The organism is Phycicoccus sp. DTK01 (genome assembly GCF_017312765.1).
Classification (GTDB): Bacteria; Actinomycetota; Actinomycetes; order Actinomycetales; family Dermatophilaceae; genus Phycicoccus; species Phycicoccus jejuensis.
Genome location: NZ_BOPU01000003.1, coordinates 406,801 through 433,798, shown reverse-complemented (window position 1 = coordinate 433,798; position 26,998 = coordinate 406,801). Strand labels below are relative to the sequence as shown.

Here is a 26,998-nt window from a genome sequence, read left to right as displayed (position 1 = left end):
TCCCCTCGAGCAGATGTGTCCGATGCGCGGGATCGTACGCCGCGGGGTGCGACCCGGCATCCGTTCCGGAGAATCCGTCCACGGCGCAGGGTCGTGGACGCCTCGGGGCCGCCCTCGTGTCGGTGCCGGGTGAGAGGGTGTGGAGCACATGCCTGCCGACGTCCTCGACCGCTTCTCCCCCGCCACCGCCGCCTGGTTCCGCGGGAGCTTCAGCGCGCCCACGGCGGCGCAGGCGGGCGCCTGGCAGGCGGTGAGCAGCGGGCACCACGCGCTCGTCGTCGCGCCCACCGGCTCCGGCAAGACGCTCTCGGCGTTCCTCTGGGCGCTCGACCGCCTCGCCTCGGAGCCGGTGCCCGAGGAGCGGCTCAAGCGGTGTCGGGTCCTCTACGTCTCCCCGATGAAGGCGCTCGCCGTCGACGTCGAGCGCAACCTGCGCAGCCCGCTCGTCGGCATCCGGCACGCGGCGACCCGGCTCGGGCTGCCGGAACCGGACATCACGGTGGCGGTGCGCTCCGGCGACACCCCGGCCGACGAGCGGCGCGCCTTCGCCCGCACCCCGTCCGACGTGCTCATCACGACGCCCGAGTCGCTCTTCCTGCTCCTGACCTCCGCCGCGCGCGAGGCGCTGGCCGGGGTGGAGACGGTCGTCCTCGACGAGGTCCACGCCCTCGCCGGCACCAAGCGCGGCGCGCACCTCGCCCTCTCGCTGGAGCGCCTCGACGGGCTGCTCGAGCGGCCGGCGCAGCGCATCGGCCTGTCCGCCACGGTGCGTCCGGTCGAGGAGGTGGCGCGCTACCTCGCCGGCGGACGCCCCGTCGACATCGTCCAGCCGCCGTCGACCAAGGAGTGGGACCTCAAGGTCGTCGTGCCGGTCCCCGACATGAGCGAGCTCGGGCAGCCGACCGGCGACCTCGCGGGCGCGGCCTCCGGGCAGGAGCAGCGCGCGAGCATCTGGCCGCACGTCGAGGAGCGGATCGTCGACCTCGTCGCCGACCACACCTCGACCCTCGTCTTCTCCAACAGCCGGCGCCTGGCCGAGCGGCTGACGACGCGGCTCAACGAGATCTGGGAGGAGCGCGTCGAGGCGGCCGACGGCGCCGACGAGGTGGGGGCGGAGGGCGCGACGCCGCGGCCGGCGGTCCTCAAGGCCGCGCCGGCGCAGGTGATGGCCCAGTCCGGTCAGTCCGCCGGCGCCGCACCGGTGCTCGCGCGCGCGCACCACGGCTCGGTCAGCAAGGAGCAGCGCGGCCAGATCGAGGAGGAGCTGAAGTCCGGCCGCCTGCCCGCGGTCGTCGCCACGAGCAGCCTCGAGCTCGGCATCGACATGGGCGCCGTCGACCTCGTCGTGCAGGTCGAGTCGCCGCCGTCGGTCGCCTCCGGGCTGCAGCGCGTCGGGCGCGCCGGCCACCAGGTCGGCGCCGTCTCCCGCGGCGTGCTCTTCCCGAAGTTCCGCGGCGACCTCGTGCAGACCGCCGTCGTCGTCGAACGGATGCTCTCGGGCAGCATCGAGGCGCTCCACGTGCCGCAGACGCCCCTCGACGTGCTCGCCCAGCAGGTCGTCGCGATGTGCGCGCTCGACGAGTGGACGGTCGACGACGTGCTCGCGCTGGCCCGTCGCTCCGCGCCCTACGCGACACTGACCCGCCCGGTGCTCGAGTCCGTCCTCGACATGCTCGCGGGTCGCTACCCCAGCGAGGACTTCGCCGAGCTGCGCGCCCGCATCACCTGGGACCGGTTGTCCGACACGCTGACCGGCCGCCGTGGCGCGCAGCGGCTCGCCGTCACCTCCGGCGGCACCATCCCCGACCGCGGGCTCTACGCCGTCTTCCTCGCGACGGGTGAGGGGCCGGGCCGGCGGGTCGGCGAGCTCGACGAGGAGATGGTCTACGAGTCACGGGTCGGTGACCTCTTCACGCTCGGCACGAGCACCTGGCGGATCGAGGACATCACCCACGACCGCGTGCTCGTCACACCGGCGCCGGGCCTGCCCGGCCGGCTGCCGTTCTGGAAGGGCGACTCCCTCGGGCGCCCCGCCGAGCTCGGCCGCGCGGTCGGCGAGTTCGTCCGCGAGGTCGAGGCCCTCTCCCCCACCGCCGCCCGCGAGCGCGTCATGGCGGCCGGGCTCGACGAGTGGGCGGCCGACAACCTCCTCACCTACCTGCGCGAGCAGCGCGAGGCCACGGGCCACGTGCCCGACGACCGCACCGTCGTCGTCGAGCGCTTCCGCGACGAGCTCGGCGACTGGCGCATCGCCGTGCACTCACCCTTCGGCGCGCAGGTGCACGCCCCGTGGGCGCTCGCCCTGTCGGCGCGGATGCGCGACCGCTTCGGCGTCGACGTGCAGGCGATGCACGGCGACGACGGCATCGTCCTGCGGCTGCCCGACCTCGAGTTCGACGACGTCGAGGGCATCGACCGGCGCAGCGTCGGCCGTGAGCTGCTCGACCTCGTGACCCTCGACCCCGACGACGTGCGCGGCATCGTCACCGACGAGATCGGCGGCTCCGCCCTGTTCGCGAGCCGGTTCCGCGAGTGCGCCGCCCGCGCCCTCCTGCTCCCCCGCCGCCGGCCCGACCGGCGCCAGCCGCTGTGGCAGCAGCGCCAGCGTGCCTCGCAGCTCCTCGAGGTCGCGAGCCGGTTCCCGACCTTCCCGATCGTCCTCGAGGCCGTGCGCGAGTGCGTCCAGGACGTCTTCGACGTGCCCGGGCTCGTCGAGCTCATGCGCGACGTCGCCGGCCGCAAGGTCACCGTCGTCGAGGTCGAGTCGAGCACGCCGTCGCCCTTCGCGAAATCGCTGCTGTTCGGCTACGTCGCGCAGTTCCTCTACGAGGGCGACACCCCGCTCGCCGAGCGCCGGGCCGCGGCGCTGGCCCTCGACCCCTCGCTCCTCGCCGAGCTCCTGGGCGGCTCCGAGGGGCTCGCGCTGCGCGACCTCCTCGACGCCGAGCAGGTCGCCCGCACCGAGGCCGAGCTGCAGCGCCTGACGCCCGAGCGCGCCGCCCGCGACGGTGACGACGTCCTCGACCTGCTGCGCGTCCTCGGCCCGCTGTCCGTCGACGGCGTGCTCCAGCGCTGTCGCGAGGGCGTGACCGGCGCCGACGTCGAGGGCTGGCTCGCCGACCTCGCCGCCGCCCGCCAGGCGATCCCGGTGCGCGTGGCCGGCGAGGACCGCTGGGCCGCCATCGACGACGCCTCCCGGCTGCGCGACGCCCTCGGGGCCTCGCTCCCGCCGGGTGTGCCGCAGACCTTCCTCGAGCCGGTCGCCGACCCCCTCGGCGACCTCGTCGCGCGCTACGCCCGCACCCACGCGCCCTTCCACGCCTCCGAGGTCGCCCGGGCCTACGGCATCGGGGTCGCCGTGGCCGCGCAGACCCTCGCCCGGCTCGTCTCCTCGGGGCGCGTCGTCGAGGGCGAGCTCTTGCCGACCGGCGGCGGCTCCACCGAGTTCTGCGACGCCGAGGTCCTGCGGATGCTCCGCCGGCGCTCGCTCGCGGCGCTGCGCGCCGAGGTCGAGCCGGTCACGCCCGACGCCTTCGGGCGCTTCCTCGGCGAGTGGCAGGGCATCGGTGGGCGACTGCGTGGGCGCGACGGCGTCCTGCGGGCCGTCGAGCAGCTGAGCGGTGCGGTCCTGCCCGCGAGCGCCGTCGAGTCGCTCGTCCTGCCCGCCCGCGTCGCCGACTACACCCCGGCCCTGCTCGACGAGCTGATGGCCGGGGGCGAGGTGCTGTGGTGCGGCCACGGCTCCCTCCCCGGCGACGACGGCTGGGTGTCGCTGCACCTCGCCGACTCCGCGCACCTCACGCTGCCCGGCCCGGACCCGGAGCGGGTGCCGACCGAGCAGGGCATCGCCGTCCTCGACCTCCTCGCCGGTGGCGGCGCCCACTTCTTCCGGGGCCTCTCCGACCAGGTCGGCAGCACCGACGACGAGGCGCTCGCCACGACCCTCTGGGACCTCGTCTGGTCCGGCCGCGTCACCGGCGACACCTTCGCCCCCGTGCGCGCCGTGCTCGCGGGCGGCCGGACGGCGCACAAGCGCAGCACGCCCGCGCCGCGTCGCACCCGGTACGGCAGCCGCCGTGGTCCGCTCGGGGCGCTGGGGTCCGCCCCGTCGCGGCCGGCCTTCCCGGCGCGCTCCGGCCCCGCCCGGGTGACCGGTCGGTGGGCGCTGCTGCCGCCGGCCGACGCCGACCCGACGCTGCGCGCGCTCGCGACCGCCGAGCTGCTGCTCGACCGGCACGGCATCGTCACCCGCGGCGCGGTGGCCGCCGAGGAGGTCCCCGGCGGCTTCGCCGGCGTCTACCGGGTGCTCGGCAAGGCCGAGGAGAGCGGCCGCGTGCGGCGCGGCTACTTCGTCGAGGGGCTCGGCGCGTCGCAGTTCGGCACCTCGGGCGCGGTCGACCGGCTCCGCGCCGGCACCGGTCCGGCGGGCGGCGAGAAGCGGGGCGATCCCACGACGGTCGTCCTCGCGGCGAGCGACCCGGCCAACCCCTACGGCGCGGCCCTGCCGTGGCCGGACCGGGTCGCCGAGCCGTCCGACGGCGAGGGCGAGGACAAGCGGCGCCGGCACCAGCCGGGGCGCAAGGCCGGGGCGGTCGTCGTCCTCGTCGACGGCGTCCTCGCGCTCTACGTCGAGCGCGGCGGCAAGACGCTGCTCACCTTCGCCGACGACCCGGCCGTCCTCGCCCTCGCCGCCTCGGCCCTGGCCGACGCCGTCCGGCGGGGCCACCTCGGCCGGATCACCGTCGAGAAGGCCGACGGCGGGCAGCTCCTCGGCTCCGACCACCCCGTCGTCTCGGCGCTCGAGGCCGCCGGGTTCCACCTCACCCCCCGCGGTCTGCGGATGCGGCGGTGATCGTCGATGCCCGAGGGTGACACCGTCCACCGGACGGCCGACCGGCTGCACCGCGCCCTCGCCGGCCGCGTCGTGACGCACGCCGAGCTGCGCTGGCCCTCGGTCCCGGACGTCGACCTGCGCGGGGCGACCACGCTCGAGGTCGTGGCCCGCGGCAAGCACGTCCTCCAGCGCTTCGACACCGGCTCGACCCTCCACACGCACCTGCGGATGGAGGGCCAGTGGCGCGTCGAGCACCCCGGCCCGCGCACCGAGCGCACGCTGCGTCGGCAGGACCTGCGCGCCGCCGTGCTCACCGACGAGTGGTCCGGCTTCGGGCTGCGCCTCGGGATGCTCGACCTCGTGCCGACGGCGCGCGAGTCCGACCTCGTCGGTCACCTCGGCCCGGACGTCCTCGGCCCCGACTGGGACCCCGACCTCGCCCGCGACCACGTGCTCGCCCATCCGCGCACGCTCGTCGAGGCGCTCCTCGACCAGCGCACCCTCGCCGGGGTCGGGACCTTCTGGGCCAGCGAGCTGCTCTTCATCGAGCGGCTGTTCCCGTGGCAGCCGGCCGCCGAGGCCGACCCCGACCGGCTCGACCGGATGCTCGCCCGGCTGCACCGGCTCATGGCGGCGGCCGAGCGGACCGGGTGGCAGGGCAGCACCGGCATCCAACGGGCCGGCGAGGAGGCCTACGTCCACGCCCGCTCGGGCCGACCCTGCCGCCGCTGCGGCAGCACCGTGCGCGTCGCGATGGCCGGCGTGCCTCCTCGGGAGCGGACGATCTTCTCGTGCCCGACGTGCCAGGGCGGTCTGGCCCCCACCGACGACGGCCGTCCCCAGCGCCCCCTCGGCAGCACCCCGGGCCCCCGCGGCGCCTACCGCCGCCGCACCCCCTGACCCACAAGCCTCCACCACCCCACGAGCCCCGCCGCCCCACGAGCCCCCGCCGCCTCCACTTTTCGGGGTCACCCCGAAAAGTCCACGAGACCCCGGCTCGGAGCCGGGGTCTCGTGGACGTTCCCCTGTGTCGCGCCCTGCCGGGGCGCGGTCGCGGTGCCGGTGACCCCTCGCCGCGCCGGGGTGATCCCGCAGTGCCGGTGCCAGCTCGCCGTGCCGGGGTGCCATGACACCTCGGCGCAGCGAGGTCGGGGCGGCAGGGTGAGTTTGGGACCGGGGCTCAGGCCGCGGAGGCGGAGACCTCGTCGGCGGCGATGGCCGGCGCGACGGGCAGGGTGACCGGGGCGGTCATCGTCTCGACGTGGGCGACGCGGTCGCGCACGAGGGAGAGCAGCTCGGAGAGGGTCATCCCGAGGCCGTCGCAGACCGAGGCGAGCAGCTCGGAGGAGGCCTCCTTGGTGCCGCGCTCGATCTCGCTGAGGTAGCCGAGCGAGACCGCCGAGGACTTGGCGACGTCGCGCAGCGTGCGCTTCTGCGCGGTGCGCACCTCGCGGAGCACCTCGCCCAGCTCGTGGCGGAGCAGGATCACGGTGCCTCCTCTCGGGACGTCGGCTCGTCGGTGGTCGCCCTACGGTACCGCGCCGGGGCCTCGTCGGCAGGGAGGTTCCGGACGGTCCCGACCTCGTGGACGAGCCGAGCCGTGAGGCTCGTGGCCCGGGCCCGCGGCCGGTCCTCGGAGAACGCGCGCTCCCCCACGGCTGTTCCCGCCGGGCGCGCCGCCCCCGCCGGGGTCACCGCGAGGCTCCCCCGGACCGTCGCGCCGCGCGCTCGGCGCGCTTGCGCACTGCCCGCTCGCTCGTGCGCCGCAGCCGCAGGGCCTGGACGAGGTAGTCGACCCCGGTGACGACGGTGACGACGACGGCGGCCCCGAGCAGGGTCCACGACAAGGCGTCCCAGAAACCGCTGAAGGGCAGCGTCGAGCGCGGCCAGAGGAAGAACCCGATGCCGAAGGTCTGCAGCAGCGTCTTGACCTTGCCGCCGCGCCCCGCGGCCATGACGCCGTGCCGGATGACCCAGAAGCGGATCGCGGTGATGCCCCACTCGCGCACGAGGACGAGCACGGTGACCCACCACATGACCTCGCCGACGCTCGAGAGGCCGACGAGGGCCATCGTCACGAGCGCCTTGTCGGCGATCGGGTCGACGACCTTGCCGAAGTTCGTCACGAGGCCGCGGCTGCGCGCGAGGTCGCCGTCGATGCGGTCGGTGATCATCGCGACCGCGAAGACCCCGAAGGCCGCCCAGCGGTAGGCCGGGTCCTCGCCGCCGTGCGTGAGCAGCAGCCAGCCGAAGACCGGGACGAGGGCGAGGCGCAGCACCGTGAGGTAGTTGGCGATGTTCCACGCGCTCGGGCCGGTCTCGGGCACGACCGGGCTCGCGGGGTCGATGCCGACGCGGTACGGGTCGCTCATCCGCCCGTCGGCGAGCGGCCCGGGCCGCACGGGGCGTGGCGGGCGGGGGGTGGGTTCGCTCATCGCGGCTCCACCAGCAGGTCGACTCCCTCCGCCCCCACGACGACGCCCTCGACGAAGGACCCGACGGCGGGCAGCGCACCGTCGGTCATCCGCACGTGGCACACCCCGTCGACGTCCGGCCCCTGGTGGTCGGCCCGGCCGACGACGACCAGGTCGTCGTCCTCGTCGTGCTCCTCGACGAGGACGGTGACGGGCTCCCCGACGCGCTCGAGGGCGCGCTGCGCGGTCAGCTCCTCGACGAGGGCGGAGACGCGCTCGACCCGCTCGGCGACGACGTCCTGCGGCAGGTGGCCGTCGAGGGTCTCGCCCTCGGTGCCGTCCTCGTCCGAGTAGCCGAACACGCCGACGACGTCGAGCCGGGCCGCGGTGAGGAACCGCTCGAGCTCCTCGACGTCGGCCTCGGTCTCGCCCGGGAACCCGACGATGACGTTGCTGCGGGCGCCGGCGAGCGGCTGACGGGCGCGCACGCCCTCGAGCAGCCCGAGGAAGGGCTCGGTGCCGCCGAAGCGGCGCATCCGGCGCAGCAGCGGGGTCGAGGCGTGCTGGAAGGACAGGTCGTACCAGGGCGAGACGCCGGGCGTCGCGGCCATCGTCTCGAGCAGGCCGGGGCGCACCTCGGCCGGCTGGAGGTAGGAGACGCGGACGCGCTCGACGCCGTCGATGACCGTGAGCTCGGGGAGGATCGACTCCAACAGCGTGAGGTCGCCGAGGTCCTTGCCGTACGACGTCGAGTTCTCGCTGACGAGGAACAGCTCGCGCACGCCCTGCCCGGCGAGCCAGCGCGCCTCGGCGAGGACGTCGGTGGGCCGGCGCGACACGAACGAGCCGCGGAACATCGGGATGGCGCAGAAGGCGCAGCGACGGTCGCAGCCGCTCGCGATCTTCAGCGGCGCCCACGGGGCCGACCCGAGGCGCGAGCGGACGACCTCGGCGTCGTGCCCGGGCAGCGCCACGCTGTCGGACGCCGCAGGGCGCTCGACCGGCGAGAGCGGCAGCAGGCGACGGCGGTCGGTCGGGACGTGGGACTGGGGGCGGCTACCGGCGAGGATGCCCTGGAGGTGGGTCGACATGTCGGCGTAGGAGTCGAACCCGAGCACCGCGTCGGCGTCCGGCAGCTCGTCGGCGAGGGTGCGCCCGTAGCGCTCGGCGAGGCACCCGACGGCGACGACGGCCCGGGTGCGCCCGGTCTCCTTGAGGTCGGCCGCCTCGAGGAGGGTGTCGATGGAGTCCTTCTTCGCCTGCTCGACGAAGCCGCACGTGTTGACGAGGGCGACATCGGCGTCGGCGGCGTCGTCGACGAGGGTCCACCCGTCGGCCGCGAGCCGGCCGGCGAGCTCCTCCGAGTCGACCTCGTTGCGGGTACAGCCGAGGGTCACGAGCGCGACGCTGCCGCGGGTCGCACTGGTCGTCATGCCGCCACTCTAGTTGCGCCGGGTCGGCCCCTCGGGCACCCCCGGTAGGGTCGCGCGCATGCTCGAGCACACGCAGGCCCGCATCGCCGCGCTGCTCGCGGACCACCCGGTCCTCGACGGCCACAACGACCTGCCCTGGGAGGCCCGCGAGCGGGTCGGCTACGACTGGGAGCGCCTCGACCTCGCGGCCGGCGGGCTCCCCACCCACACCGACCTCCCGCGGCTGCGCGAGGGCGGGGTCGGCGCCCAGTTCTGGTCGGTCTTCGTCCCCGCCGAGCTCCAGGGCGACGCCGCCGTCGCGGCCACGCTCGAGCAGGTCGACGCCGTGCACGAGATGGTCCGGCGCCACCCCGGTGACCTCGCCCTCGCGACGACCCGCGCCGATGTGGAGCAGGCCCTCGCGACCGGCCGCATCGCCTCCCTCATGGGCGCCGAGGGCGGGCACAGCATCGACTCCTCGCTCGGCACCCTCCGGATGCTCTTCGCCCTCGGCGTCCGGTACATGACGCTCACCCACAACGACAACGTGCCGTGGGCGGACTCCGCCACCGACGAGCCGGTGCTCGGCGGTCTCTCGGCGTTCGGCCGCGAGGTCGTCCGCGAGATGAACCGGCTCGGGATGCTCGTCGACCTCAGCCACGTCTCCGCCGACACCATGCGTGACGCGCTGGAGGTCACCGAGGCGCCGGTCGTCTTCTCGCACTCGTCGGCGCTCGCCGTCTGCGACCACCCCCGCAACGTCCCGGACGACGTCCTCGAGCGCCTGCCCGGCAACGGCGGCGTCTGCATGGTGACGTTCGTGCCCAAGTTCGTCTCCCCCGCCGTGCGCGAGTGGGACCTCGAGGCCGCCGATGCCGCAGCGGCCGAGGGCATCTCGTCGTCCGACTTCGTCGCCTACACCGCGTTCACCGCCGCCCGCCGCCGGACCCACCCGGCCCCCGCGGCCACGGTCGACGACGTCGTCGCGCACTGCGAGCACGTGCGCGAGGTCGCCGGCGTCGAGCACATCGGCCTCGGGGGCGACTACGACGGCGTCGACGTGCAGCCGGAGGGCCTCGAGGACGTCAGCGGCTATCCCCGGCTGCTCGCCGCCCTCGCCGAGCGCGGGTGGAGCGACGCCGACCTCGGCGCCCTCACGAGCGGCAACGCCCTGCGCGTCCTCGGCGAGGCGCAGGAGCGCGCCGACGAGATCGCCGCGACCCGCGGTCCCGGCCTGGCGCGGATCGAGGACCTCGACGGGCTCCCCGTCTGAGCGACGGGGACGCCCCGGACGCGGCAGGTCAGGGGCGGTTGCGCATCACCGTCAGCGCGACGAGCCGCGAGATGACCATCGCGACGTAGAGCACGCCGCCGAGCTGCTCGATGGTGCTCACGGCGCGGGCCTCGGGCTTGACCGCGACGACGTCGGAGAGGCCGACGCTCGTCAGCTGGGCCGCCGAGAGGTAGATCAGCTCGAGGAAGGTGCGGCGATCGGACTCCGCGTGCCCGATGAACGAGCCGGGCCAGATCTCCTGGATCGCGAGGAAGACGTAGGCGAACGCGAAGACGAGCACCGTGAAGGCGGCGCCGACGGCGAAGAGCTCGTCCTTGGTCACCCAGGAGTCCTCGAACATGTACGAGATGAGCGCGTACGCCGTGTAGAAGTAGAAGAGCGCGAGCACCGAGTGCGCGAACACCAGCACGGAGCCGGTGTCGTCGACGAGGCTCCAGATCTCGAGCACGGCCGCGGGCAGGGCGAGGGTCGCCGAGAGCCACGTGAGCGCCGGCGTGCTGCGCACGGTGAAGACGGCGGTGACGAGCGCGGCGAGGCTGAGCAGCGAGATGACGGCGCGCCCGCCCTCGGTGTCCTCGAGGAAGGGCAGCAGGAGGATGACGAGGACCTGCACCGCGAGGAGCACGGCCGAGGGCTGCTTGCGCAGCGTCGCCTTCCACCGCTCCCACGTCGACGGCGGCTCCCGCAGCTCCTCCCAGGTCGAGGTCATGGGAGCACGGTAGCCGGGCGGCGACCGCGGCCGGTCACCGGCGGCCCGTCAGCTCCCAGGCGTCCTCGTCGTCGTCGTCACCGTCGTGGTACTCGACGGCCGCCGGGTAGCGGTCGAGGTCGTCGGCCACCGCGTCGCCGCCGTACCGGACGACCGGCACCTCCGCCGTGTCGTCCTCGGGGACGGCGTGGCCGGCGGCCGCGGCGGACGCCAGCGTGTGCGCGTCCCCGTCCATCGCCTCGCCGTCGAACGGCACGTCGGCGTCCGGCACGTCCTCGCCGCGCAGCAGCGCGAGCGTGGTCGGCAGGTCGTCGGCCTTGACGAGCACGTCACGCGCCTTCGAGCCCTCCGAGGGCCCGACGACGCCGCGCGACTCGAGGAGGTCCATGAGGCGCCCGGCCTTGGCGAACCCGACGCGAAGCTTGCGCTGGAGCATCGAGGTCGAGCCGAACTGCGTCGTGACGACGAGCTCGGTCGCCTGGAGCAGGAGGTCGAGGTCGTCGCCGATGTCGTCGTCGACCTGCTTCTTCGGCGCGGCGACGACGACGTCGTCGCGGTAGCGGGGCTTGAGCTGCTCGGTGACGTGCGTGACGACGGCGTGGATCTCGGACTCGGTGACCCACGCGCCCTGGACGCGCATCGGCTTGCTCGCACCCATCGGGAGGAAGAGCGCGTCACCCTGGCCGATGAGCTTCTCGGCGCCCGGCTGGTCGAGGACGACGCGGCTGTCGGCGAGCGAGGAGGTCGCGAAGGCCATCCGCGAGGGGACGTTGGCCTTGATGAGGCCGGTGACGACGTCGACCGAAGGGCGCTGGGTCGCGAGGACGAGGTGGATGCCCGCCGCGCGCGCCAGCTGCGTGATGCGGACGATCGACTCCTCGACGTCGCGCGGCGCGACCATCATGAGGTCGGCGAGCTCGTCGACGATGACGAGCAGGTACGGGTAGGGCGTGATGACCCGCTCCGACCCCGGCAGCGGCTTGACCTTGCCCGCACGGACCGCCTTGTTGAAGTCGTCGACGTGCTTGAACCCGAACGCCGCGAGGTCGTCGTAGCGAGTGTCCATCTCGCGCACGACCCACTGGAGGGCCTCGGCGGCCTTCTTCGGGTTGGTGATGATCGGCGTGATGAGGTGTGGGATGCCCTCGTAGGCGGTCAGCTCCACGCGCTTGGGGTCGACGAGGACCATCCGGACCTCGTCGGGGGTCGAGCGCATGAGGATCGAGGTGATCATCGAGTTGACGAAGCTCGACTTGCCCGCGCCCGTGGCGCCCGCGACGAGCAGGTGCGGCATCTTCGCGAGGTTGGCGATGACGTAGCCGCCCTCGACGTCCTTGCCGACGCCCATGACCATCGGGTGCTCGGACCCGCGCGCGACCTGGCTGCGCAGGACGTCGCCGAGGCTGACCTTCTCGCGGTCGGTGTTGGGGATCTCGATGCCGATCGCCGACTTGCCGGGGATCGGGGACAGGATGCGCACGTCGGCGCTGGCGACGGCGTAGGCGATGTTCTTCGAGAGGGCCGTGACCCGCTCGACCTTGATGCCCGGGCCGAGCTCGACCTCGTAGCGGGTGACGGTCGGGCCACGGGTGAAGCCGGTGACCTGCGCGTCGATGTCGAACTGGTCGAGGACGGTCGTCAGCGACTCGACGACGCGGTCGTTGGCCGCGCTGCGCGCCTTGTGCGGGCTGCCCGGCTCGAGGACGCCCGAGTCCGGCAGCGTGTAGGTGATGTCGCCGGCGAGCGAGAGCTGCTCGACGCGCGGGGGCAGCTGCGCGGTGGGCGGCGCCTCGAGCGGGGCCTTGGCCTGGACCTGCCGGGCGAGCGCCTCCGCCGCGGCCGGCGGGGCCGACGGCGAGGACGCGGCGGCGGGCTCCGGGGCGGACGCGGGGCGCTTCTGCCCGGGACGCAGCCGCTTGCCGGTGCGCGGGTCGACGACCGCGGCCTGCTCGAACGCCTCGTCGCCGTGCATGGAGGCCTCGGCGTCGGCGAGCTCACGGGCGGTGCGGCGGCGGCGGGTCGCCTTCGGGGCCGGCTCGGGCTCGGGCTCGGCGTCGGGGTGGTGGCCGGTCAGGCGGTCCATCGCCCCGCGCAGGCGCTCGGGCACCTGGTGCAGCGGGGTCGCGGTGAGGACGAGGAGGGAGAACAGGCCGAGGAGGAGGAGCAGCGGGACGGTGCCGTAGACCGACACGGCCGCCTCGAGCGGGCTCGAGGCGAGGAAGCCGATGATGCCGCCGGCCGCGCGCATCCCGTCGGCGCCCTCGGGCGGGGTCGGGATGCCGGCGGAGACGTGGACGAGGCCGCAGGCGGCGAAGGCGAGCGCGGTGGTGCCGACGGCGGCGCGGGAGGTCGACTCCTCCTCGCGCGGCGCCCGCAGCACCCGGATGCCGAAGGCGAGGAGCACGAGCGGGACGGCGTAGCCGACCTTGCCGAAGGTCCCGGCGACGACGGCGTGGACGATCGTGCCGACGGCGCCCGGCATCCCCCACCACTCGCGGGCGGCGACGACGACCGACAGCGCGACGAGCAGGAAGCCCACGCCGTCGCGGCGGTGCTCCGGCTCGAGGTCCCGCCCGGCGTCACCGACCGTGCGCGCGACGGCGCCGGTGGCGTGGGCCAGGCCCATCCACGTGGTCTGGGCGGCGCGCAGCGGCAGCGGCAGCCCGCCCGAGCGCGCGGGTCGCTTGGCCGCCGTCCGGGGGCTCGCCGCCTTCTTCCGCGTCGCGGGGCGCGTGCTGCCACCCCGGGAGCGGGAGGTGGGGGACGTACGTGTCGCCATGGTCGCAGGCTACGCGAGCGTCACAGCCGACTCACGTGTCACACGCGGCACGGGAGCCACGGATTTCCGCCCGACCGCCGGCGTTCCCGGCCGACACGCACGTGCGGTGCCCCGCTCGACCCCTGTCGCCGAGCGGGACACCGCACAGTCGTGCCGGCCGGGTGGACCGGTGCGGCCCCCTGCGGAGCCTGCCCGTTCCCGTCGGTGGGCTCCCCCTGCGGAGCCGGCCCGACGTCCTGCCGTGCGTCGTGGTCACCGGGGCCCTGCACCCCGGCGGTCGTGCCCACCTCCTCCACCGGTGTGGAGTTGACTGGTCACTGACCCGTACTTTACGAACTCTTTACCCGGTTCGCCAGAGGTTCGAGGAACTTTGTCGATCCGCTCACCTGTCGGACGGCGCCCGGGCCGGGCGCCGTCGCGGTCGGCCCCTGCAGGCCCACCGGATGTCGTCCGATGGGAACCACTTTACGGAGGCTTTACCTTTCCGGGGCGGGTTCGGCGATTTCTCTCCCAACTTCATCTGAACGGATGAGTGGCCGCGGCGCCCCAGCGGCTACTGATTCCGTAGGTGGGGGCTCGCCGAGCAGCCGATCCGCGCCGGAGCCGCGCGAGGACGCTCAGTGCGGAATCGGTTGAAGGGTCAACGACCCTCGCGTGGTCGGGCTCAGGCCTCGATGACCGTCGGGATGATCATCGGGCGCCGGCGGATCTTGCGCCCCACCCACGGTCCGATCGTGCGGCGCACGACCTGCTGGAGCTGGTGGGAGTCGGTGACGCCCTGGGCGGTGGCCTCGTCGAGCGCCTGCTCGATGCGCGGGCGGATCTCGTCGAACACGACGTCGTCCTCGACGAAGCCGCGCGCGGTGATCTCCGGGCCCGCGACGACCTTGCCGGTCATCGAGTCGACGACGACGACGACGGAGATGAAGCCCTCGTCGCGCAGGATGCGGCGGTCCTTGAGCAGGGTCTCGTCGGCCTCCCCGACCGAGGAGCCGTCGACGTAGACGTAGCCGCACTCGACCGCCCCGGCGACGCGCGCCCGGCCGTCGACGAGGTCGACGACGACGCCGTCCTCGACGACGACGACGTTGCGGCGCGGGACGCCGGTGGCGACGGCGAGGTCGGCGTTGGCCACGAGGTGGCGCCACTCGCCGTGGACCGGCATGACGTTGCGCGGCTTGACGATGTTGTAGCAGTAGAGGAGCTCGCCGGCGCTGGCGTGACCCGAGACGTGCACCTTGGCGTTGCCCTTGTGCACGACGTTCGCGCCGAGGCGCATCAGGCCGTTGATGACCCGGTAGACGGCGTTCTCGTTGCCGGGGATGAGCGAGGACGCGAGCAGGACGGTGTCGCCCTCCCCCACCTCGATCCGGTGGTCGCGGTTGGCCATCCGGGACAGGGCCGCCATCGGCTCGCCCTGGCTGCCGGTGCACACGAGGACGACCTTGTCGTCGGGCAGGTCGTTCAGCTGCTTGAGGTCGACGAGGACGCCGTCGGGGACCTTGAGGTAGCCGAGGTCGGCGGCGATGCCCATGTTGCGCACCATCGAGCGGCCGATCATCGCGACCTTGCGCCCGGCCTTGTCGGCGGCGTCGAGCACCTGCTGCACGCGGTGCACGTGCGAGGAGAAGCACGCGACGATGATGCGGCGCTGCGCGTGGCGGAAGACCTTGTCGATGGCCGGCGCGATCTCGCGCTCGGGCGTCGTGAACCCCGGCACCTCGGCGTTCGTGCTGTCGGTGAGGAAGAGGTCGACCCCCTCCTCCCCGAGGCGGGCGAAGGCGCGCAGGTCGGTGAGCCGGCCGTCGAGCGGCAGCTGGTCCATCTTGAAGTCGCCGGTGTGGAGGATCGTGCCGCCGGGGGTGCGCACGAAGACGGCGAGGGCGTCCGGGATGGAGTGGTTGACCGCGACGAACTCGCAGTCGAAGACGCCGAGCCGCTCGCGCCCGCCCTCGGCGACCCCGAGGGTGTAGGGCGTGATCCGGTGCTCCTTGAGCTTGGCCTCGATGAGGGCGAGGGTCAGCTGCGAGCCGACGACCGGGATGTCGGGCTTGCGTCGCAGGAGGTAGGGGACGGCGCCGATGTGGTCCTCGTGGCCGTGCGTGAGGACGATCGCCTGGACGTCGTCGAGGCGGTCCTCGATCGCGCTGAAGTCCGGGAGGATGAGGTCGATGCCGGGGTGGTGGTCGTCCGGGAAGAGGACGCCGCAGTCGATGACGAGCAGCTGGCCCTCGTGCTCGAGGACCGTCATGTTGCGGCCGACCTCGCCGAGCCCGCCGAGCGGGATGACACGCACGCCCCCGGGGGCGAGGGGTGCGGGGAGGTCGAGGTCGGGGTGCGGGTGGCTCATGAGTCCTTCGGGGTGGGGAGGGTGGCGAGCGCCGCCCGGAGCGCCTCGAGGTGCTCGGGCGGGGACTCGACGAGGGGCAGGCGGACGCTCGCGTGCTCGATGACCCCGAGCTCGACGAGGGCGGCCTTGGCCATGATGGCGCCCTGCGAGGGCGACATGATCGCGTCGACGACGGGGACCAGGCCCCGGTGCAGGCGCCGCGCGTCGTCGAGGTCGCCGCGGTCGACGGCCTCGAGGATCGCCCGGTACTGGGCACCGGCGACGTGGCCGACGACGGAGACGACGCCGACGGCGCCGATCGCGAGGAGCGGCAGGTTGAGGGCGTCCTCCCCGCTGAACCACAGCAGGTCGGTGGCCGCCATGACGCGGGTCGAGGCGGCGAGGTCGCCCTTGGCGTCCTTGACGGCGACGATCCGCGGGTGCTCGGCGAGCGCCACGAGGGTCTCGGTGGCGAACGGGACGGCGGTGCGGCCGGGGATGTCGTAGAGCATGACCGGCAGCTCGGTGGCGTCGGCGACGGCGCGGCAGTGCGCGACGAGGCCGGCCTGGGTGGGCTTGTTGTAGTACGGCGAGACGAGCAGGAGGGCGTCGGCGCCGGCGTCGGCCATCCGCCGGGCCATCGCGACGGCGTGCGCGGTGTCGTTGGAGCCGCAGCCCGCGACGACCTTGGCCCGCCCGGCCGCGGCCGCGACGACGCGGCGCACGACGTCGACGCTCTCGTCGTCGGTCAGGGTGGAGGCCTCGCCGGTCGTGCCGTTGACGACGAGCCCGTCGTGGCCGGTGGCCAGGAGGTGCTCGACGACCGCCTCGACCCCCGGGCCGTCGACCGCACCGTCGGGGGTCATCGGCGTGACCATCGCGGTGAGGACGCGGCCGAACGGGGAGGAGGTCATGCACGCCAGACTAGTGCGCCCCTAGGCTGGGACCGTGCGCCAGTACCTCGACCTCCTCGACCACGTGATGACGACCGGCGTCGAGAAGTCGGACCGTACGGGCACCGGCACCCGGAGCGTCTTCGGGTACCAGATGCGCTTCGACCTCGCCGAGGGCTTCCCGGTGCTCACGACGAAGCGGCTGCACCTGCGCTCGATCATCGGCGAGCTCCTGTGGTTCCTGCGCGGCGACACCAACGTCCGCTGGCTGCAGGAGCGCGGCATCTCCATCTGGGACGAGTGGGCCGACGAGCACGGCGACCTCGGGCCGGTGTACGGGCACCAGTGGCGCTCCTGGCCGACGCCGGACGGGCGCACCGTCGACCAGGTCGCCAAGGTCGTGCAGGCGCTGCGGACCAACCCCGACTCGCGGCGGCACGTCGTCTCGGCGTGGAACGTCGCCGACGTCGACGACATGGCCCTACCGCCGTGCCACACGATGTTCCAGTTCTACGTCCGCCCGGCCGCCGACGGCGGGCCGGCGTTCCTCGACTGCCAGCTCTACCAGCGCAGCGCCGACGTCTTCCTCGGCGTCCCGTTCAACATCGCGAGCTACGCCCTCCTGACGATGATGGTCGCGCAGCAGACCGACCTGCGGCCCGGCCACTTCGTCCACACCCTCGGCGACGCGCACCTCTACCTCAACCACCTCGAGCAGGCCACGCTCCAGCTGACCCGGGAGCCGCTTCCCCTGCCGACGATGACCATCGCGCCCCGGCCCTCGATCGACGCCTACGAGCTCGAGGACTTCGAGCTCGTCGGCTACGAGGCGCACCCGTCGATCAAGGCGCCGATCGCCGTATGACCCGCGTCTCGCTCATCGCCGCCGTCGCCCGCAACGGCGTCATCGGCGCGGGGCAGTCGATGCCGTGGCACCTGCCGGAGGACTTCGCGTTCTTCAAGCGCACGACGATGGGCCATCCCCTCGTCATGGGCCGGCGCACCTTCGACTCCATCGGGCGGGTGCTGCCCGGCCGGCGCCACATCGTCATCACCCGGCAGGCCGACTGGGCGCACGCCGAGGTCGAGACGGTGCACTCCCTCGTCGAGGCGCTCGCGCTCGCCGGCCCGGCCGACGAGGTCTTCGTCGCCGGCGGCGGGCAGGTGTACGCCGAGGCGATGCCCCACGCGCACCGGCTCCTCGTGACCGAGGTCGACCTCGAGCCGGAGGGCGACACGCACTTCCCACCCGTCGACCCGGCCACCTGGGTCGAGACCGAGCGCGTGCCGGGCGAGCGCTGCGCCTGGGTCACCTACGAGCGGCGCTGACCGCCCGGGACCTCCCCCACGGCGATCGCCGGCTCGACGAGGCTGCCGAGCCACACCCGGCCGTCGTGCTCGCGCACACCCGTCGCGACGTGCCAGCGGGTCGCGTCGAAGGACAGGTCGTGGACGACCCGCGCGGTGTCGTCGAGGGCGAGGACCCGCGCGGTGCGGCGCGGCGCCGGCTTGACGCGGTCCGGGAGGCGGCGGACGAGGCCGCGCACCGCGCGTGGGCTGCGCTGCAGCACCCCGAGGACGGGGTCGGTCGGCGAGGCGACGGTCACCCACACCAGCCCGTCGGAGCCGAGGGCGATGTTGTCCGGGTGGCCGGGCAGGTCCTCGACCCACGTCGTCACCTCGCCGGGCTCCCCTCCGTGCAGCGGGACCCGGCGGATGCGGCAGGTGCCGGTCTCGGCGACGAGCACCGCCCGCTCGTCGGGCAGGAGGGCGACGCCGTTGGCGAAGGCGAGCCCGTCGACGACCGTCGTGACGGCGCCGTCCGGGGTGCGGCGCAGCAGCCGCCCGGTGCACGTGTGCTCGACGAGGTCGTTCTTCCAGTCCTCGACCTGCCAGCGCCGGCTCGAGTCGGTGAACCAGATGGTGCCGTCGCGCTGGACGGCGGCGTTGTTCGTGAAGAGCAGGTGCTCGCCGTCGACCTCGGTGAGCAGCGTCTCGAGGTCGCCGCTCGCGGGGTCGAGGGCGAGCAGGCCGCGGTGGGCGTCGCAGACGAGCACCCGGCCGTCCGGCAGCCACTCGAGGCCGAGGGGTCGCCCACCCGTCACCGCGACGGGCGTCACCGAGCCGGCGGCGGGGTCGTGGACGTGGACGACGCCGTCGGCTGTCCCCGTCCAGACGCGCCCGTCGTCCCCGACGAGCACGTCCTCCGCACCGGGGCCCGGGACCGGCACGACGGTCAGCGGCAGCGTCATGCCCGGGAGCGTAGGGGCTGCCGGGCCGGGCGTCACCCGGGGCGCTCGGTAGGGTCGAGGCCGTGACCGTCCACGCCTCGCTCGCCGACCGGGTCGCCGTCCTGACGGTCGACCGCCAGCACCGGCGCAACGCCCTCGACCTCGCCACCCTCGAGCGGCTGCACGACGAGGTCGTCGCCGCGCTCGCCGCCGGTGCGCGCGCGATCGTCCTTAGCGGCGCCGGCGGCCACTTCTGCGCCGGCGCCGACCTCACGGACCTCGAGGACGTGTCCTTCACGCAGCGCCTCGCCGAGGTCCTCCAGCACCTCGCGGCCGTCCCCGTCCCCACCGTCGCCGCGGTCGACGGCTCGTGCATGGGCCTCGGGATGCAGCTCGCGCTCGCCTGCGACGTGCGCGTCGTCGGCGACTCGGCCCGCTTCGCCGTCCCGGTCGCCAAGCTCGGCCTCATGGTCGACCACTGGACCCTCGACCGGCTCGCGCGGTGCTGGGGCGAGGGCGCGGCGCGGCACCTGGTCCTCACGGCCGCCGTCCTCGACGCCGACGACGCGTGGCGCCTCGGGTTCGCGCAGGAGCGCGGGGGCCTCGACGACGCCCTGGCCCTCGCGACGCGTGCCGCGTCGCTCGCCCCGCTGAGCCAGGCCGGCTCCAAGGTCGGCCTCGGGGTCCGGCACGACGACGAGGCCGGGCTCGGGCGCTACGAGGCCGCGTTCGCCCACGCGTGGTCGAGCGAGGACCTCGTCGAGGGGCGGACCGCCTTCGCCGAGCGCCGCCCGGCCGTCTTCCGGGGGGTCTGACGATGACGACGCACGACCACTCCCACGACCACCCGCACGACCACGGGTCCGACGCCGGCCCCACGGCCGACGCGAGCGTCCGGGTCGCCCGCGCCAACGACGCGCCGGCCGTGGGCCGGGTGCAGGCCGACGTCTTCCGCACGACCTACGCCGGCCGGCTGCCCGACGACGTCATCGCGCTCTTCGAGCCGGACGCCTTCGCGCGTGCCTGGCGGGCCGGCCTGACCGCCCCGCCCGAGGGCGTGCACCGGCTGCTCGTCGCGTGCGCCGGCCCGCAGGTCGTCGGCGCCGTCGCGCTGGGGCCGTCGCAGGACCCCGACGCCGAGGGGGCCTGGGGCGAGGTCACGCTCCTCGCCGTGCACCCCGACGCCCGCCGCCAGGGCCACGGCTCGCGACTGGTCAACGCCGCCGTCGACCAGCTGCGCCAGGCCGGGGCCGACACCGTCACCGCGTGGCTGCTCGCCGACGACGAGGAGACCCGCGCCTTCCTCGCGGGCTCGGGCCTGGGCCCCGACGGCGCCTTCCGCGACCGCGTCGTCTCGCCCGACGGCGACACGCTGCGCGAGGTGCGGGTGCTGGCCCGGCTCGACGAGCCGGACGGGGGATGACGGGCTCCGCGGCGCCGCTCCCCCCGGAGCGGCGGCGCGAGGTGCGGCGCCAGGCCCTGTCGGTCGGCGGCGCCACGGGCCTCTACGGCGTCTCGTTCGGGGCGCTGTCGGTGGCCTCGGGCCTCGACGTCTGGCAGACGCAGGCGCTCTCGCTCCTGCTGTTCAGCGGCGGGTCCCAGTTCGCCGTCGTTGGGGTCCTGGGCGCCGGGGGCAGCGGCGTGGCCGCGGTGGCGACGTCGTCGCTGCTCGGCGTCCGCAACGGCCTCTACGCCCTGCAGACCTCCCGGTTCCTCGGCGTCGCCGGGCTGCGCCGGCTCGCGGCGGCCCAGCTGACCATCGACGAGTCGACCGCCGTCGGGGTGGCCCAGCCGGAGCGACCGGCCCAGCGGATCGGGTTCTGGCTCACGGGCATCGCCGTGTTCCTCGGATGGAACCTCATGACCCTCGTCGGCGCGCTCGTCGGCAACGCGCTCGGCGACCCCCGCACCTACGGGCTCGACGCCGCGGCGGCGGCAGCCTTCGCCGCGCTCCTCTGGCCGCGCCTGCGCAGCGGGGACGCGGCGGCCACCGCGGTGCTCGCCCTGTTCATCGCCCTCGTCACGAGCCCGCTCCTGCCGCCGGGCGTGCCGGTCATCCTCTCCGTGCTCGCCGCCCTCGCCGTGGGGCTGCGGCGCGGCGGACGGCACGAGGGGTCGCCGACGGCCGCCCCCGGTGAGCTCGACGGACGGGACCCGCTGCCGTGACGACCTGGACCACCGTGCTGCTCGCCTGCGCCGCGGCCTACGCGCTCAAGCTCGCCGGCTACCTCGTGCCCGCCCACTGGGTCGAGGGTGAGCGTCGTTCCCGCGTCATCGCCCTGCTGCCCGTCGCGCTGCTCGCCGCCCTCGTCACCGTCCAGACCGTCGCCGGGGACGCCGGGGCGCTCGTCCTCGACGCCCGCGCCGCGGCCCTCGCGGTGGCCGTCGTCCTGCTCCTCGTGCGCGCCAACTTCCTCGTCGTCGTCGCCGGCGCGGCCGCCACCGCGGCGCTGCTGCGGGCCGTCGGCTGGGGCTGAGTCAGGCCGTGCGGTAGCGCTCGAGCACGACGTCGACCACGCGGTCGTCCGGGAGCAGCGGGGCGGTGACGACGTCGGCGCCGCACCCCTCGAGCCGGCGCTGGAAGAACCCCGGCGCCAGGAGGTACGAGACGAGCACGACGCGCTCGGCACCGTCGATGCGCGCCGCCGTCACCGCGCAGGCGGCCGGCGGCCGCGGGCCCGCCGCGTAGCCGAGGCGCACCGGGCGGCGCAGGCGCTCCCCGAGCCGGCGCGCCGTCTCGGCCGAGGCCTCCTGCGCGTGCTCGTCGCTCGACCCGGCCGGCGCGAGGACGACCGCGTCCCGCGGGCCTGCTCCCCCGGCCTGCTCCACCCGCTCGACGAGGAGGTCGACGAGGCGGTCGTCCGGCCCGAGCGCGGGGGCGACGACGACGTCCGGCCGCTCGGCGACGGCCTCGGCGAGGTCGACCCGCACGTGGTAGCCGGCGGCGAGCAGCAGCGGGACGACCACGCCGGCGCGCGAGCCGTCGGGTCGGGCCGGCAGGGACGCCACGACCTCGTCGACGGCCGGTCCGTGCACGTCGACGTACGCCTCGCGGACCTCGATGCCCGGCAGCCGCGCCGCGACCGCCTCGACCGCTGCCGCGACGACCGCGCGACCCCGCGCGTCACGGGTGCCGTGCCCGCAGACGACGAGGGCCGGCGGCTCAGCCATCGTCCGACGCGAAACCGGGCGGGGTCGCGCAGACCGGGTCGTCGAGGAAGCCCTCGGCCGCGACCCGGCCGATGACGACGACGGCGGGCGGGCGAACGCCGGCCTCCGCGAACACCCGGGCCGCCGTGGCGAGCGTCGCGCGGGTCACGCGCTCGTGGGCGGTCGAGCCCTGCTCGACCGCGGCCACCGGCAGGTCGGCCGGCACGCCCTGCGCCAGCGCGGCGTCGCAGATGCCCGGCAGCGCCGAGACGGCCATGAGGAGGACGACCGTGGCCCCGGCGGCGAGCGCGCCGGTCATCGCGGGGTCGGCGCCGGCGTGCCCGGAGGTGACCAGGACCGACGTCGCGACGCCGCGCTGCGTCACGGGGATGCCGGCGAGCGCCGGCACCGAGAACGCCGAGGTGATGCCGGGGACGACGTCGACCTCGACGCCCGCCGCGCGGCAGGCGTGGACCTCCTCGCCCCCACGGCCGAAGACGTACGGGTCGCCGCCCTTGAAGCGCACGACCGTCCGCCCCGCGAGCGCGTGCTCGACGAGCAGCCGGTTGATCTCGGCCTGCGGCACGGGGTGGTTGGTCGGGCTCTTGCCGACGTTGACGACCTCGACGTCGTCGGGCAGGTGGTCGAGCAGCCACGTCGCGCCGAGCCGGTCGGTGACGACGACGTCGGCCGTCGCGAGCGCCTCGCGCCCGGCCGTGGTCACGAGGCCGGGCGCCCCCGGGCCGCTGCCGACGAGCACGACCCGGCCGGTGCCCGACCGGTGCCGCCGCAGGTCGACGCGGCCGGACTCCACGTGCGCGCCGAGGGCGTCGCGGACCGCGACGGTCCGGCGCGGGTCGGGGGCGCCGGTGCTCACGACCCCGATCCGCAGGTCGTCGTGGGTCGACTGCGCGGCCACCCGGGCGCTGCCCGCCGCGCCGTCCGAGGCGTCGACGCACCACGTGCGCCGGGCCTCGCACCACGCGACGACGTCGCGGTTGGTCGTCGGGTCGCTGGTGGCGGCAACGACGAACCACGCGTCGTCGACGTCCTGCTCGACGACCGGCCGCTGCCGGAGCTCGACGTCGCCGTGCGAGGCCATCCGGCGGACGTCCTCGGAGGGCGCGGGGTCGACGACGACGACCCGGGCCCCGTCCTCGACGAGGGTGCGGACCCGCCGCCCGCCGACCGCGCCGGCGCCGACGACGACGACCCGCCGTTCGGCGAGGTCGAGCCCGACGAGGGTGCTCACCCGAGGCCGAGGTAGTGCTCGAGCCCGACCGTGAGTCCGGGGCGGTCGCCGACCTGCCGCACGGCGGCGAGGACGCCGGACATGAAGGAGACCCGGTCGAAGGAGTCGTGCCGCAGCGTGAGCATCTCGCCGGGGCCCCCGAGGAGGACCTCCTGGTGGGCCACGAGCCCGCGCAGCCGCACGGAGTGGACGGGGACGCCGTGCACGCGGGCGCCGCGGGCGCCGTCGGGGTCGTGGGTCGTGGCGTCCGGGACGGGGTCGCAGCCGGCCTCGTCGCGGGCGGCCCCGATGAGGTCGGCGGTGCGCGCGGCGGTGCCGGACGGCGCATCCACCTTGTCGGGGTGGTGCAGCTCGACGACCTCGACGGACTCGAAGAACGGGGCGGCGCGACGGGAGAGCTCCATGAGGAGCACCGCGCCGATCGCGAAGTTCGGGGCGACGAGCACGCCGACGGCGGGGTCCTCACCCAGCTGCTCGCGCAGCGTCGCGAGCCGCTCCTCGCTCCACCCGGTCGTCCCGACGACGACGTGGACGCCGCGCTCCACGCAGTGCGCGACGTTGGCGGGCGAGGCGTCGGGCACGGAGAACTCGACGACGACGTCGGCCCCACCGAGGTCGCCGAGGTCGTCTCCGGCGTCGAAGCGGCCGACGAGCTCGAGGTCGTCGGCGCCCTCGACCGCCGCACAGACCGTGGACCCCATCCGGCCCGCGGCACCGATGACCGCCACGCGTGTCGTGCTCATGCCGACCACCCTAGCCAGCGCGTCGATGCCGGCCCGCTCGGCGTCCGCGCCGCGCCGTCGTTCACCGTCCGTTCACCTTTGCCGGTTCCGTCGGCTATCCTGAAGGTGAACAGCAGGTGAACACCACGGAAAGGGGGCCTGACATGAAAAAGGTCACGACCACGACGAGCCGCACCGGCCTGGCCGTGCGCTGGGTCCCGGTCACCGACGCCGAGGGCCGCACGCGGATGGAGATGCGCTGGAGCGCGCCGCACCAGCTGCGTCCCCGCGCCGCCGCCTGACCGGCCGCACGTCACGCCAGAGGCCCGCACCCCCACCGGGGGCGCGGGCCTCTCGCGTTCCCCCGGACGTCCGCGGTGGCGTTCTGACGCGCCGGAGCCCCGGCACACCAGGTGTGCCGGGGCTCCGGTCCGGATGACGCGCGCGGCGCCGGCCGGGTCAGTCCTCGCTGGAACCGCCCTCGCCGGAGCGCTCGCCACGACCGCGGCCGCCGCGACGGCGACGGTTGCGACGCGGACGGTCGCCGCCCTCGCCCGACTCGTCACCGGCGTCGCCGGCCTCGTCGTGGTCGTCGTCGGAGGCGTCCGCGTCGGCCGCGGGGGCCTCGGCGACCGGGGCGGTGGGGGCCTCGGCGGCCGGGGCGGCGGGCGCCTCGGCAGCGGCCTCGGAGCCGGCGTCACCCTCGGCCGTGACCGCCGCGAGGCTCAGCTTGCCGCGCGGGTCGATCTCCTTGAGCTCGACCTGGATCTTCTGGCCGACGGACAGGACGTCCTCGACCGCGTCGATCCGCTTGCCGCCGACGAGCTTGCGCACCTCGGAGATGTGCAGCAGGCCGTCCTTGCCCGGCAGGAGGGAGATGAACGCCCCGAAGGTCGTCGTCTTGACGACGGTCCCGAGGAAGCGCTCGCCGATCTCCGGCATCTGCGGGTTGGCGATGGCGTTGATGGCCGCGCGGGCCGCCTCCGCCGACGGGCCGTCGGTCGCACCGATGTAGATGGTGCCGTCGTCCTCGATCGAGATCTGGGCGCCCGTGTCGTCCTGGATCTGGTTGATCATCTTGCCCTTCGGGCCGATGACCTCGCCGATCTTGTCGACCGGGACCGTGACGCTGATGACGCGGGGAGCGAAGGGGCTCATCTCGTCGGGGGCGTCGATGGCCTCGTTCATGACGTCGAGGATGTGGAAGCGGGCGTCACGGGCCTGGGTCAGCGCGCCGGCCAGCACGTCGGCGGGGATGCCGTCGAGCTTCGTGTCGAGCTGGATGGCCGTGACGAACTCACGGGTGCCGGCGACCTTGAAGTCCATGTCGCCGAACGCGTCCTCGGCACCGAGGATGTCGGTGAGCGCCGCGTACTGCGTCTGCCCGTCGACCTCCGCGGAGACCAGGCCCATCGCGATGCCGGCGACCGGGGCGCGCAGCGGCACACCGGCGTTGAGCAGCGACAGGGTGGACGCGCAGACCGAGCCCATCGAGGTCGAGCCGTTGGAGCCCAGCGCCTCGGAGACCTGGCGGATCGCGTAGGGGAACTCCTCGCGGGTCGGCAGGACCGGCATGAGGGCCCGCTCGGCGAGCGCGCCGTGGCCGATCTCGCGACGCTTCGGCGACCCGACGCGACCGGTCTCACCGGTGGAGAACGGCGGGAAGTTGTAGTTGTGCATGTAGCGCTTGCGCGTCACCGGCGAGAGGGTGTCGAGCTGCTGCTCCATCCGGAGCATGTTGAGCGTGGTGACCCCCATGATCTGGGTCTCGCCGCGCTCGAAGATCGCCGAGCCGTGCACGCGCGGCAGGACCTCGACCTCGGCGCTCAGGGCGCGGATGTCGGCGAGGCCACGGCCGTCGATGCGGACCTTGTCGCGCAGGATGCGCTCGCGGATGAGCTTCTTCTGCACCGAGCGGTACGCGGCGGAGAGCTCCTTCTCGCGACCCTCGAACTGCTCGGCGAGGGAGGCCTTCATCGACTCCTTGATCTCGTCGATGCGCTCCTCGCGCTCCTGCTTGCCCGCGATCTGCAGGGCGGCGGTGAGGTCGCCGGTGGTGGCGGACTCGACCGCGGCGTAGGCGTCGTCCTCGTAGTCGAGGAAGACCGGGAACTCCTGCACCGGCTTCGCGGCGGTGCGGGCGAGCTCGGCCTGCGCGTCGCACAGGGTGCGGATGAAGCCCTTGGCGGCCTCGAGGCCCTCGGCGACGACCTCCTCGGTCGGCGCCTGCTTGCCCAGGGTCTTCACGAGGTCCCAGGTGTGCTCGGTGGACTCGGCCTCGACCATCATGATCGCGACGTCGTCACCCGCGACGCGGCCGGCGACGACCATGTCGAAGGTCGAGCGCTCGATGTCGCTGAAGTTCGGGAAGGCGACCCACTGGCCGTCGATGAGGCTGACGCGGACGGCGCCGATCGGGCCGCTGAACGGCAGGCCGGAGATCTGCGTCGAGGCGCTGGCCGCGTTGATGGCGAGCACGTCGTACTGGTGGTCCGGGTTGAGCGCCAGGACGGTGATGACGACCTGCACCTCGTTGCGCAGGCCCTTGGTGAAGGTCGGGCGCAGCGGGCGGTCGATGAGACGGCAGGTGAGGATCGCGTCGGTGGACGGGCGGCCCTCGCGGCGGAAGAACGAGCCGGGGATCTTGCCCGCGGCGTACATCCGCTCCTCGACGTCGACGGTCAGGGGGAAGAAGTCGAACCCCTCGCGCGGGTGCTTCCCGGCGGTGGTGGTGGAGAGGAGCATCGTGTCCTCGTCCAGGTAGGCGCTCACGGCGCCGCCGGCCTGCTTGGCCAGGCGTCCGGTCTCGAACCGAACGGTGCGGGTGCCGAAGCTGCCGTTGTCGATGACGGCTTCGGTGGCGGTGATCTCGGGACCCTCCACGGGGCCTCCTTCTCTCGTGTCATTCACGCACGCGCATCGTCGTTGTGCGCGGGTGTGTCCTTCAGGCGGCGTCGCGCGGGGCGACGCCGGTCGTGC

Annotated in this window: 22 protein-coding genes; 10 read left to right on the top strand and 12 right to left on the bottom strand. The window is 74.6% G+C overall.

Going from position 1 to position 26,998, the window contains the following annotated elements; all coding sequences use genetic code 11:
* The first annotated feature begins 148 nt into the window (after positions 1-148).
* Together J3473_RS09515 and J3473_RS09510 are read left to right on the top strand one after the other, a co-directional pair.
* Entirely contained in the window at positions 149-4,852 is a 4,704-nt protein-coding gene (locus J3473_RS09515) for an ATP-dependent helicase (protein ID WP_207022874.1), read from the top strand.
* A 6-nt stretch (positions 4,853-4,858) separates the two neighbouring features.
* Entirely contained in the window at positions 4,859-5,734 is an 876-nt protein-coding gene (locus tag J3473_RS09510; protein ID WP_207022873.1) for a DNA-formamidopyrimidine glycosylase family protein, read from the top strand.
* 280 nt (positions 5,735-6,014) lie between these two features.
* Here the strand turns inward: J3473_RS09510 and J3473_RS09505 are convergent, their stop codons facing one another.
* The 3 genes from J3473_RS09505 to rimO all read right to left on the bottom strand — a co-directional run bounded on the left by J3473_RS09505 (position 6,015) and on the right by rimO (position 8,681).
* Complete coding sequence (locus J3473_RS09505) at positions 6,015-6,323, bottom strand: helix-turn-helix domain-containing protein (protein ID WP_030527327.1); 309 nt, start codon at positions 6,321-6,323, stop codon at positions 6,015-6,017.
* Between the two features lie 202 nt (positions 6,324-6,525).
* A complete protein-coding gene (gene pgsA, locus J3473_RS09500) occupies positions 6,526-7,269 on the bottom strand; it encodes a CDP-diacylglycerol--glycerol-3-phosphate 3-phosphatidyltransferase (protein WP_242525792.1) in 744 nt (247 codons plus the stop codon).
* The gene (gene rimO / locus J3473_RS09495) at positions 7,266-8,681 is read right to left on the bottom strand and encodes a 30S ribosomal protein S12 methylthiotransferase RimO (RefSeq protein WP_207022872.1); all 1,416 of its coding nucleotides are present in this window, start codon (positions 8,679-8,681) and stop codon (positions 7,266-7,268) included. Before rimO ends, pgsA begins: the two co-directional genes overlap by 4 nt.
* A gap of 58 nt (positions 8,682-8,739) precedes the next feature.
* Here rimO and J3473_RS09490 point away from each other — a divergent pair, with 58 nt between their 5' ends.
* A complete protein-coding gene (locus tag J3473_RS09490) occupies positions 8,740-9,933 on the top strand; it encodes a dipeptidase (protein WP_207022871.1) in 1,194 nt (397 codons plus the stop codon).
* A 28-nt stretch (positions 9,934-9,961) separates the two neighbouring features.
* On the opposite strand, the gene J3473_RS09485 is transcribed toward J3473_RS09490, so the two are convergent.
* The 4 genes from J3473_RS09485 to dapA form a co-directional block, all read right to left on the bottom strand.
* Positions 9,962-10,663, bottom strand: a complete 702-nt coding sequence (locus J3473_RS09485) for a two pore domain potassium channel family protein (RefSeq protein WP_207022870.1) — start codon at positions 10,661-10,663, stop codon at positions 9,962-9,964.
* A 34-nt stretch (positions 10,664-10,697) separates the two neighbouring features.
* Positions 10,698-13,442, bottom strand: coding sequence for a DNA translocase FtsK (locus J3473_RS09480; RefSeq protein ID WP_207022869.1), 2,745 nt, complete (start codon positions 13,440-13,442; stop codon positions 10,698-10,700).
* 664 nt (positions 13,443-14,106) lie between these two features.
* Complete coding sequence (locus J3473_RS09475; RefSeq protein WP_207022868.1) at positions 14,107-15,792, bottom strand: ribonuclease J; 1,686 nt, start codon at positions 15,790-15,792, stop codon at positions 14,107-14,109.
* Entirely contained in the window at positions 15,789-16,685 is an 897-nt protein-coding gene (gene dapA, locus J3473_RS09470) for a 4-hydroxy-tetrahydrodipicolinate synthase (protein WP_030527335.1), read from the bottom strand. Before dapA ends, J3473_RS09475 begins: the two co-directional genes overlap by 4 nt.
* Positions 16,686-16,719: 34 nt before the next feature.
* On the opposite strand from dapA, the gene J3473_RS09465 reads away from it, so the two are divergent.
* On the top strand, positions 16,720-17,529 hold the full coding sequence (locus J3473_RS09465; RefSeq protein ID WP_030527336.1) for a thymidylate synthase: 810 nt from the start codon (positions 16,720-16,722) through the stop codon (positions 17,527-17,529).
* Positions 17,526-17,993 (top strand): dihydrofolate reductase, encoded by a 468-nt coding sequence (locus tag J3473_RS09460; RefSeq protein WP_207022867.1) that lies wholly within the window; start codon positions 17,526-17,528, stop codon positions 17,991-17,993. Before J3473_RS09465 ends, J3473_RS09460 begins: the two co-directional genes overlap by 4 nt.
* Here the strand turns inward: J3473_RS09460 and J3473_RS09455 are convergent.
* Positions 17,978-18,916, bottom strand: a complete 939-nt coding sequence (locus J3473_RS09455) for an SMP-30/gluconolactonase/LRE family protein (protein ID WP_207022866.1) — start codon at positions 18,914-18,916, stop codon at positions 17,978-17,980. The two genes, J3473_RS09460 and J3473_RS09455, sit on opposite strands and share 16 nt — an antisense overlap.
* Positions 18,917-18,978: 62 nt before the next feature.
* On the opposite strand from J3473_RS09455, the gene J3473_RS09450 reads away from it, so the two are divergent.
* The 4 genes from J3473_RS09450 to J3473_RS09435 are packed head-to-tail and all read left to right on the top strand — an operon-like array spanning position 18,979 to position 21,372.
* Complete coding sequence (locus J3473_RS09450; protein WP_207022865.1) at positions 18,979-19,710, top strand: enoyl-CoA hydratase-related protein; 732 nt, start codon at positions 18,979-18,981, stop codon at positions 19,708-19,710.
* Positions 19,711-19,712: 2 nt separating this feature from the next.
* Complete coding sequence (locus J3473_RS09445; RefSeq protein ID WP_207022864.1) at positions 19,713-20,318, top strand: GNAT family N-acetyltransferase; 606 nt, start codon at positions 19,713-19,715, stop codon at positions 20,316-20,318.
* A complete protein-coding gene (locus J3473_RS09440; RefSeq protein WP_207022863.1) occupies positions 20,315-21,061 on the top strand; it encodes an AzlC family ABC transporter permease in 747 nt (248 codons plus the stop codon). The genes J3473_RS09445 and J3473_RS09440 overlap by 4 nt, the downstream gene beginning before the upstream one ends.
* Positions 21,058-21,372: an AzlD domain-containing protein gene (locus J3473_RS09435; RefSeq protein WP_207022862.1), complete on the top strand. Its 315-nt coding sequence runs from the start codon at positions 21,058-21,060 to the stop codon at positions 21,370-21,372. Before J3473_RS09440 ends, J3473_RS09435 begins: the two co-directional genes overlap by 4 nt.
* A 1-nt stretch (position 21,373) precedes the next feature.
* On the opposite strand, the gene J3473_RS09430 is transcribed toward J3473_RS09435, so the two are convergent.
* Genes J3473_RS09430 through dapB form a run of 3 tightly spaced genes read right to left on the bottom strand, consistent with a single transcriptional unit; the run spans position 21,374 to position 24,040 of the window.
* Complete coding sequence (locus J3473_RS09430) at positions 21,374-22,066, bottom strand: sirohydrochlorin chelatase (RefSeq protein WP_207022861.1); 693 nt, start codon at positions 22,064-22,066, stop codon at positions 21,374-21,376.
* Positions 22,059-23,297: a uroporphyrinogen-III C-methyltransferase gene (gene cobA, locus J3473_RS09425; RefSeq protein ID WP_207022860.1), complete on the bottom strand. Its 1,239-nt coding sequence runs from the start codon at positions 23,295-23,297 to the stop codon at positions 22,059-22,061. The genes J3473_RS09430 and cobA overlap by 8 nt, the downstream gene beginning before the upstream one ends.
* On the bottom strand, positions 23,294-24,040 hold the full coding sequence (dapB, locus tag J3473_RS09420; RefSeq protein ID WP_207022859.1) for a 4-hydroxy-tetrahydrodipicolinate reductase: 747 nt from the start codon (positions 24,038-24,040) through the stop codon (positions 23,294-23,296). The genes cobA and dapB overlap by 4 nt, the downstream gene beginning before the upstream one ends.
* A 143-nt stretch (positions 24,041-24,183) precedes the next feature.
* Here dapB and J3473_RS09415 point away from each other — a divergent pair, with 143 nt between their 5' ends.
* Positions 24,184-24,321 (top strand): hypothetical protein, encoded by a 138-nt coding sequence (locus J3473_RS09415; RefSeq protein ID WP_169742042.1) that lies wholly within the window; start codon positions 24,184-24,186, stop codon positions 24,319-24,321.
* A gap of 157 nt (positions 24,322-24,478) precedes the next feature.
* On the opposite strand, the gene J3473_RS09410 is transcribed toward J3473_RS09415, so the two are convergent.
* Positions 24,479-26,902, bottom strand: coding sequence for a polyribonucleotide nucleotidyltransferase (locus J3473_RS09410; protein ID WP_207022858.1), 2,424 nt, complete (start codon positions 26,900-26,902; stop codon positions 24,479-24,481).
* Positions 26,903-26,998: the final 96 nt, after the last annotated feature.

What these genes read in the sequence shown, in the direction of transcription:
- J3473_RS09455 (WP_207022866.1), bottom strand. Translation starts at nt 18,916, where the DNA reads ATGACGCTGCCGCTGACCGTCGTGCCGGTCCCGGGCCCCGGTGCGGAG.
- J3473_RS09445 (WP_207022864.1), top strand. Translation starts at nt 19,713, where the DNA reads ATGACGACGCACGACCACTCCCACGACCACCCGCACGACCACGGGTCC.
- dapA (WP_030527335.1), bottom strand. Translation starts at nt 16,685, where the DNA reads ATGACCTCCTCCCCGTTCGGCCGCGTCCTCACCGCGATGGTCACGCCG.
- J3473_RS09510 (WP_207022873.1), top strand. Translation starts at nt 4,859, where the DNA reads ATGCCCGAGGGTGACACCGTCCACCGGACGGCCGACCGGCTGCACCGC.
- rimO (WP_207022872.1), bottom strand. Translation starts at nt 8,681, where the DNA reads ATGACGACCAGTGCGACCCGCGGCAGCGTCGCGCTCGTGACCCTCGGC.
- J3473_RS09475 (WP_207022868.1), bottom strand. Translation starts at nt 15,792, where the DNA reads ATGAGCCACCCGCACCCCGACCTCGACCTCCCCGCACCCCTCGCCCCC.
- J3473_RS09440 (WP_207022863.1), top strand. Translation starts at nt 20,315, where the DNA reads ATGACGGGCTCCGCGGCGCCGCTCCCCCCGGAGCGGCGGCGCGAGGTG.
- J3473_RS09515 (WP_207022874.1), top strand. Translation starts at nt 149, where the DNA reads ATGCCTGCCGACGTCCTCGACCGCTTCTCCCCCGCCACCGCCGCCTGG.
- J3473_RS09485 (WP_207022870.1), bottom strand. Translation starts at nt 10,663, where the DNA reads ATGACCTCGACCTGGGAGGAGCTGCGGGAGCCGCCGTCGACGTGGGAG.
- pgsA (WP_242525792.1), bottom strand. Translation starts at nt 7,269, where the DNA reads ATGAGCGAACCCACCCCCCGCCCGCCACGCCCCGTGCGGCCCGGGCCG.
- J3473_RS09460 (WP_207022867.1), top strand. Translation starts at nt 17,526, where the DNA reads ATGACCCGCGTCTCGCTCATCGCCGCCGTCGCCCGCAACGGCGTCATC.
- J3473_RS09480 (WP_207022869.1), bottom strand. Translation starts at nt 13,442, where the DNA reads ATGGCGACACGTACGTCCCCCACCTCCCGCTCCCGGGGTGGCAGCACG.
- dapB (WP_207022859.1), bottom strand. Translation starts at nt 24,040, where the DNA reads ATGAGCACGACACGCGTGGCGGTCATCGGTGCCGCGGGCCGGATGGGG.
- J3473_RS09415 (WP_169742042.1), top strand. Translation starts at nt 24,184, where the DNA reads ATGAAAAAGGTCACGACCACGACGAGCCGCACCGGCCTGGCCGTGCGC.
- J3473_RS09490 (WP_207022871.1), top strand. Translation starts at nt 8,740, where the DNA reads ATGCTCGAGCACACGCAGGCCCGCATCGCCGCGCTGCTCGCGGACCAC.
- J3473_RS09430 (WP_207022861.1), bottom strand. Translation starts at nt 22,066, where the DNA reads ATGGCTGAGCCGCCGGCCCTCGTCGTCTGCGGGCACGGCACCCGTGAC.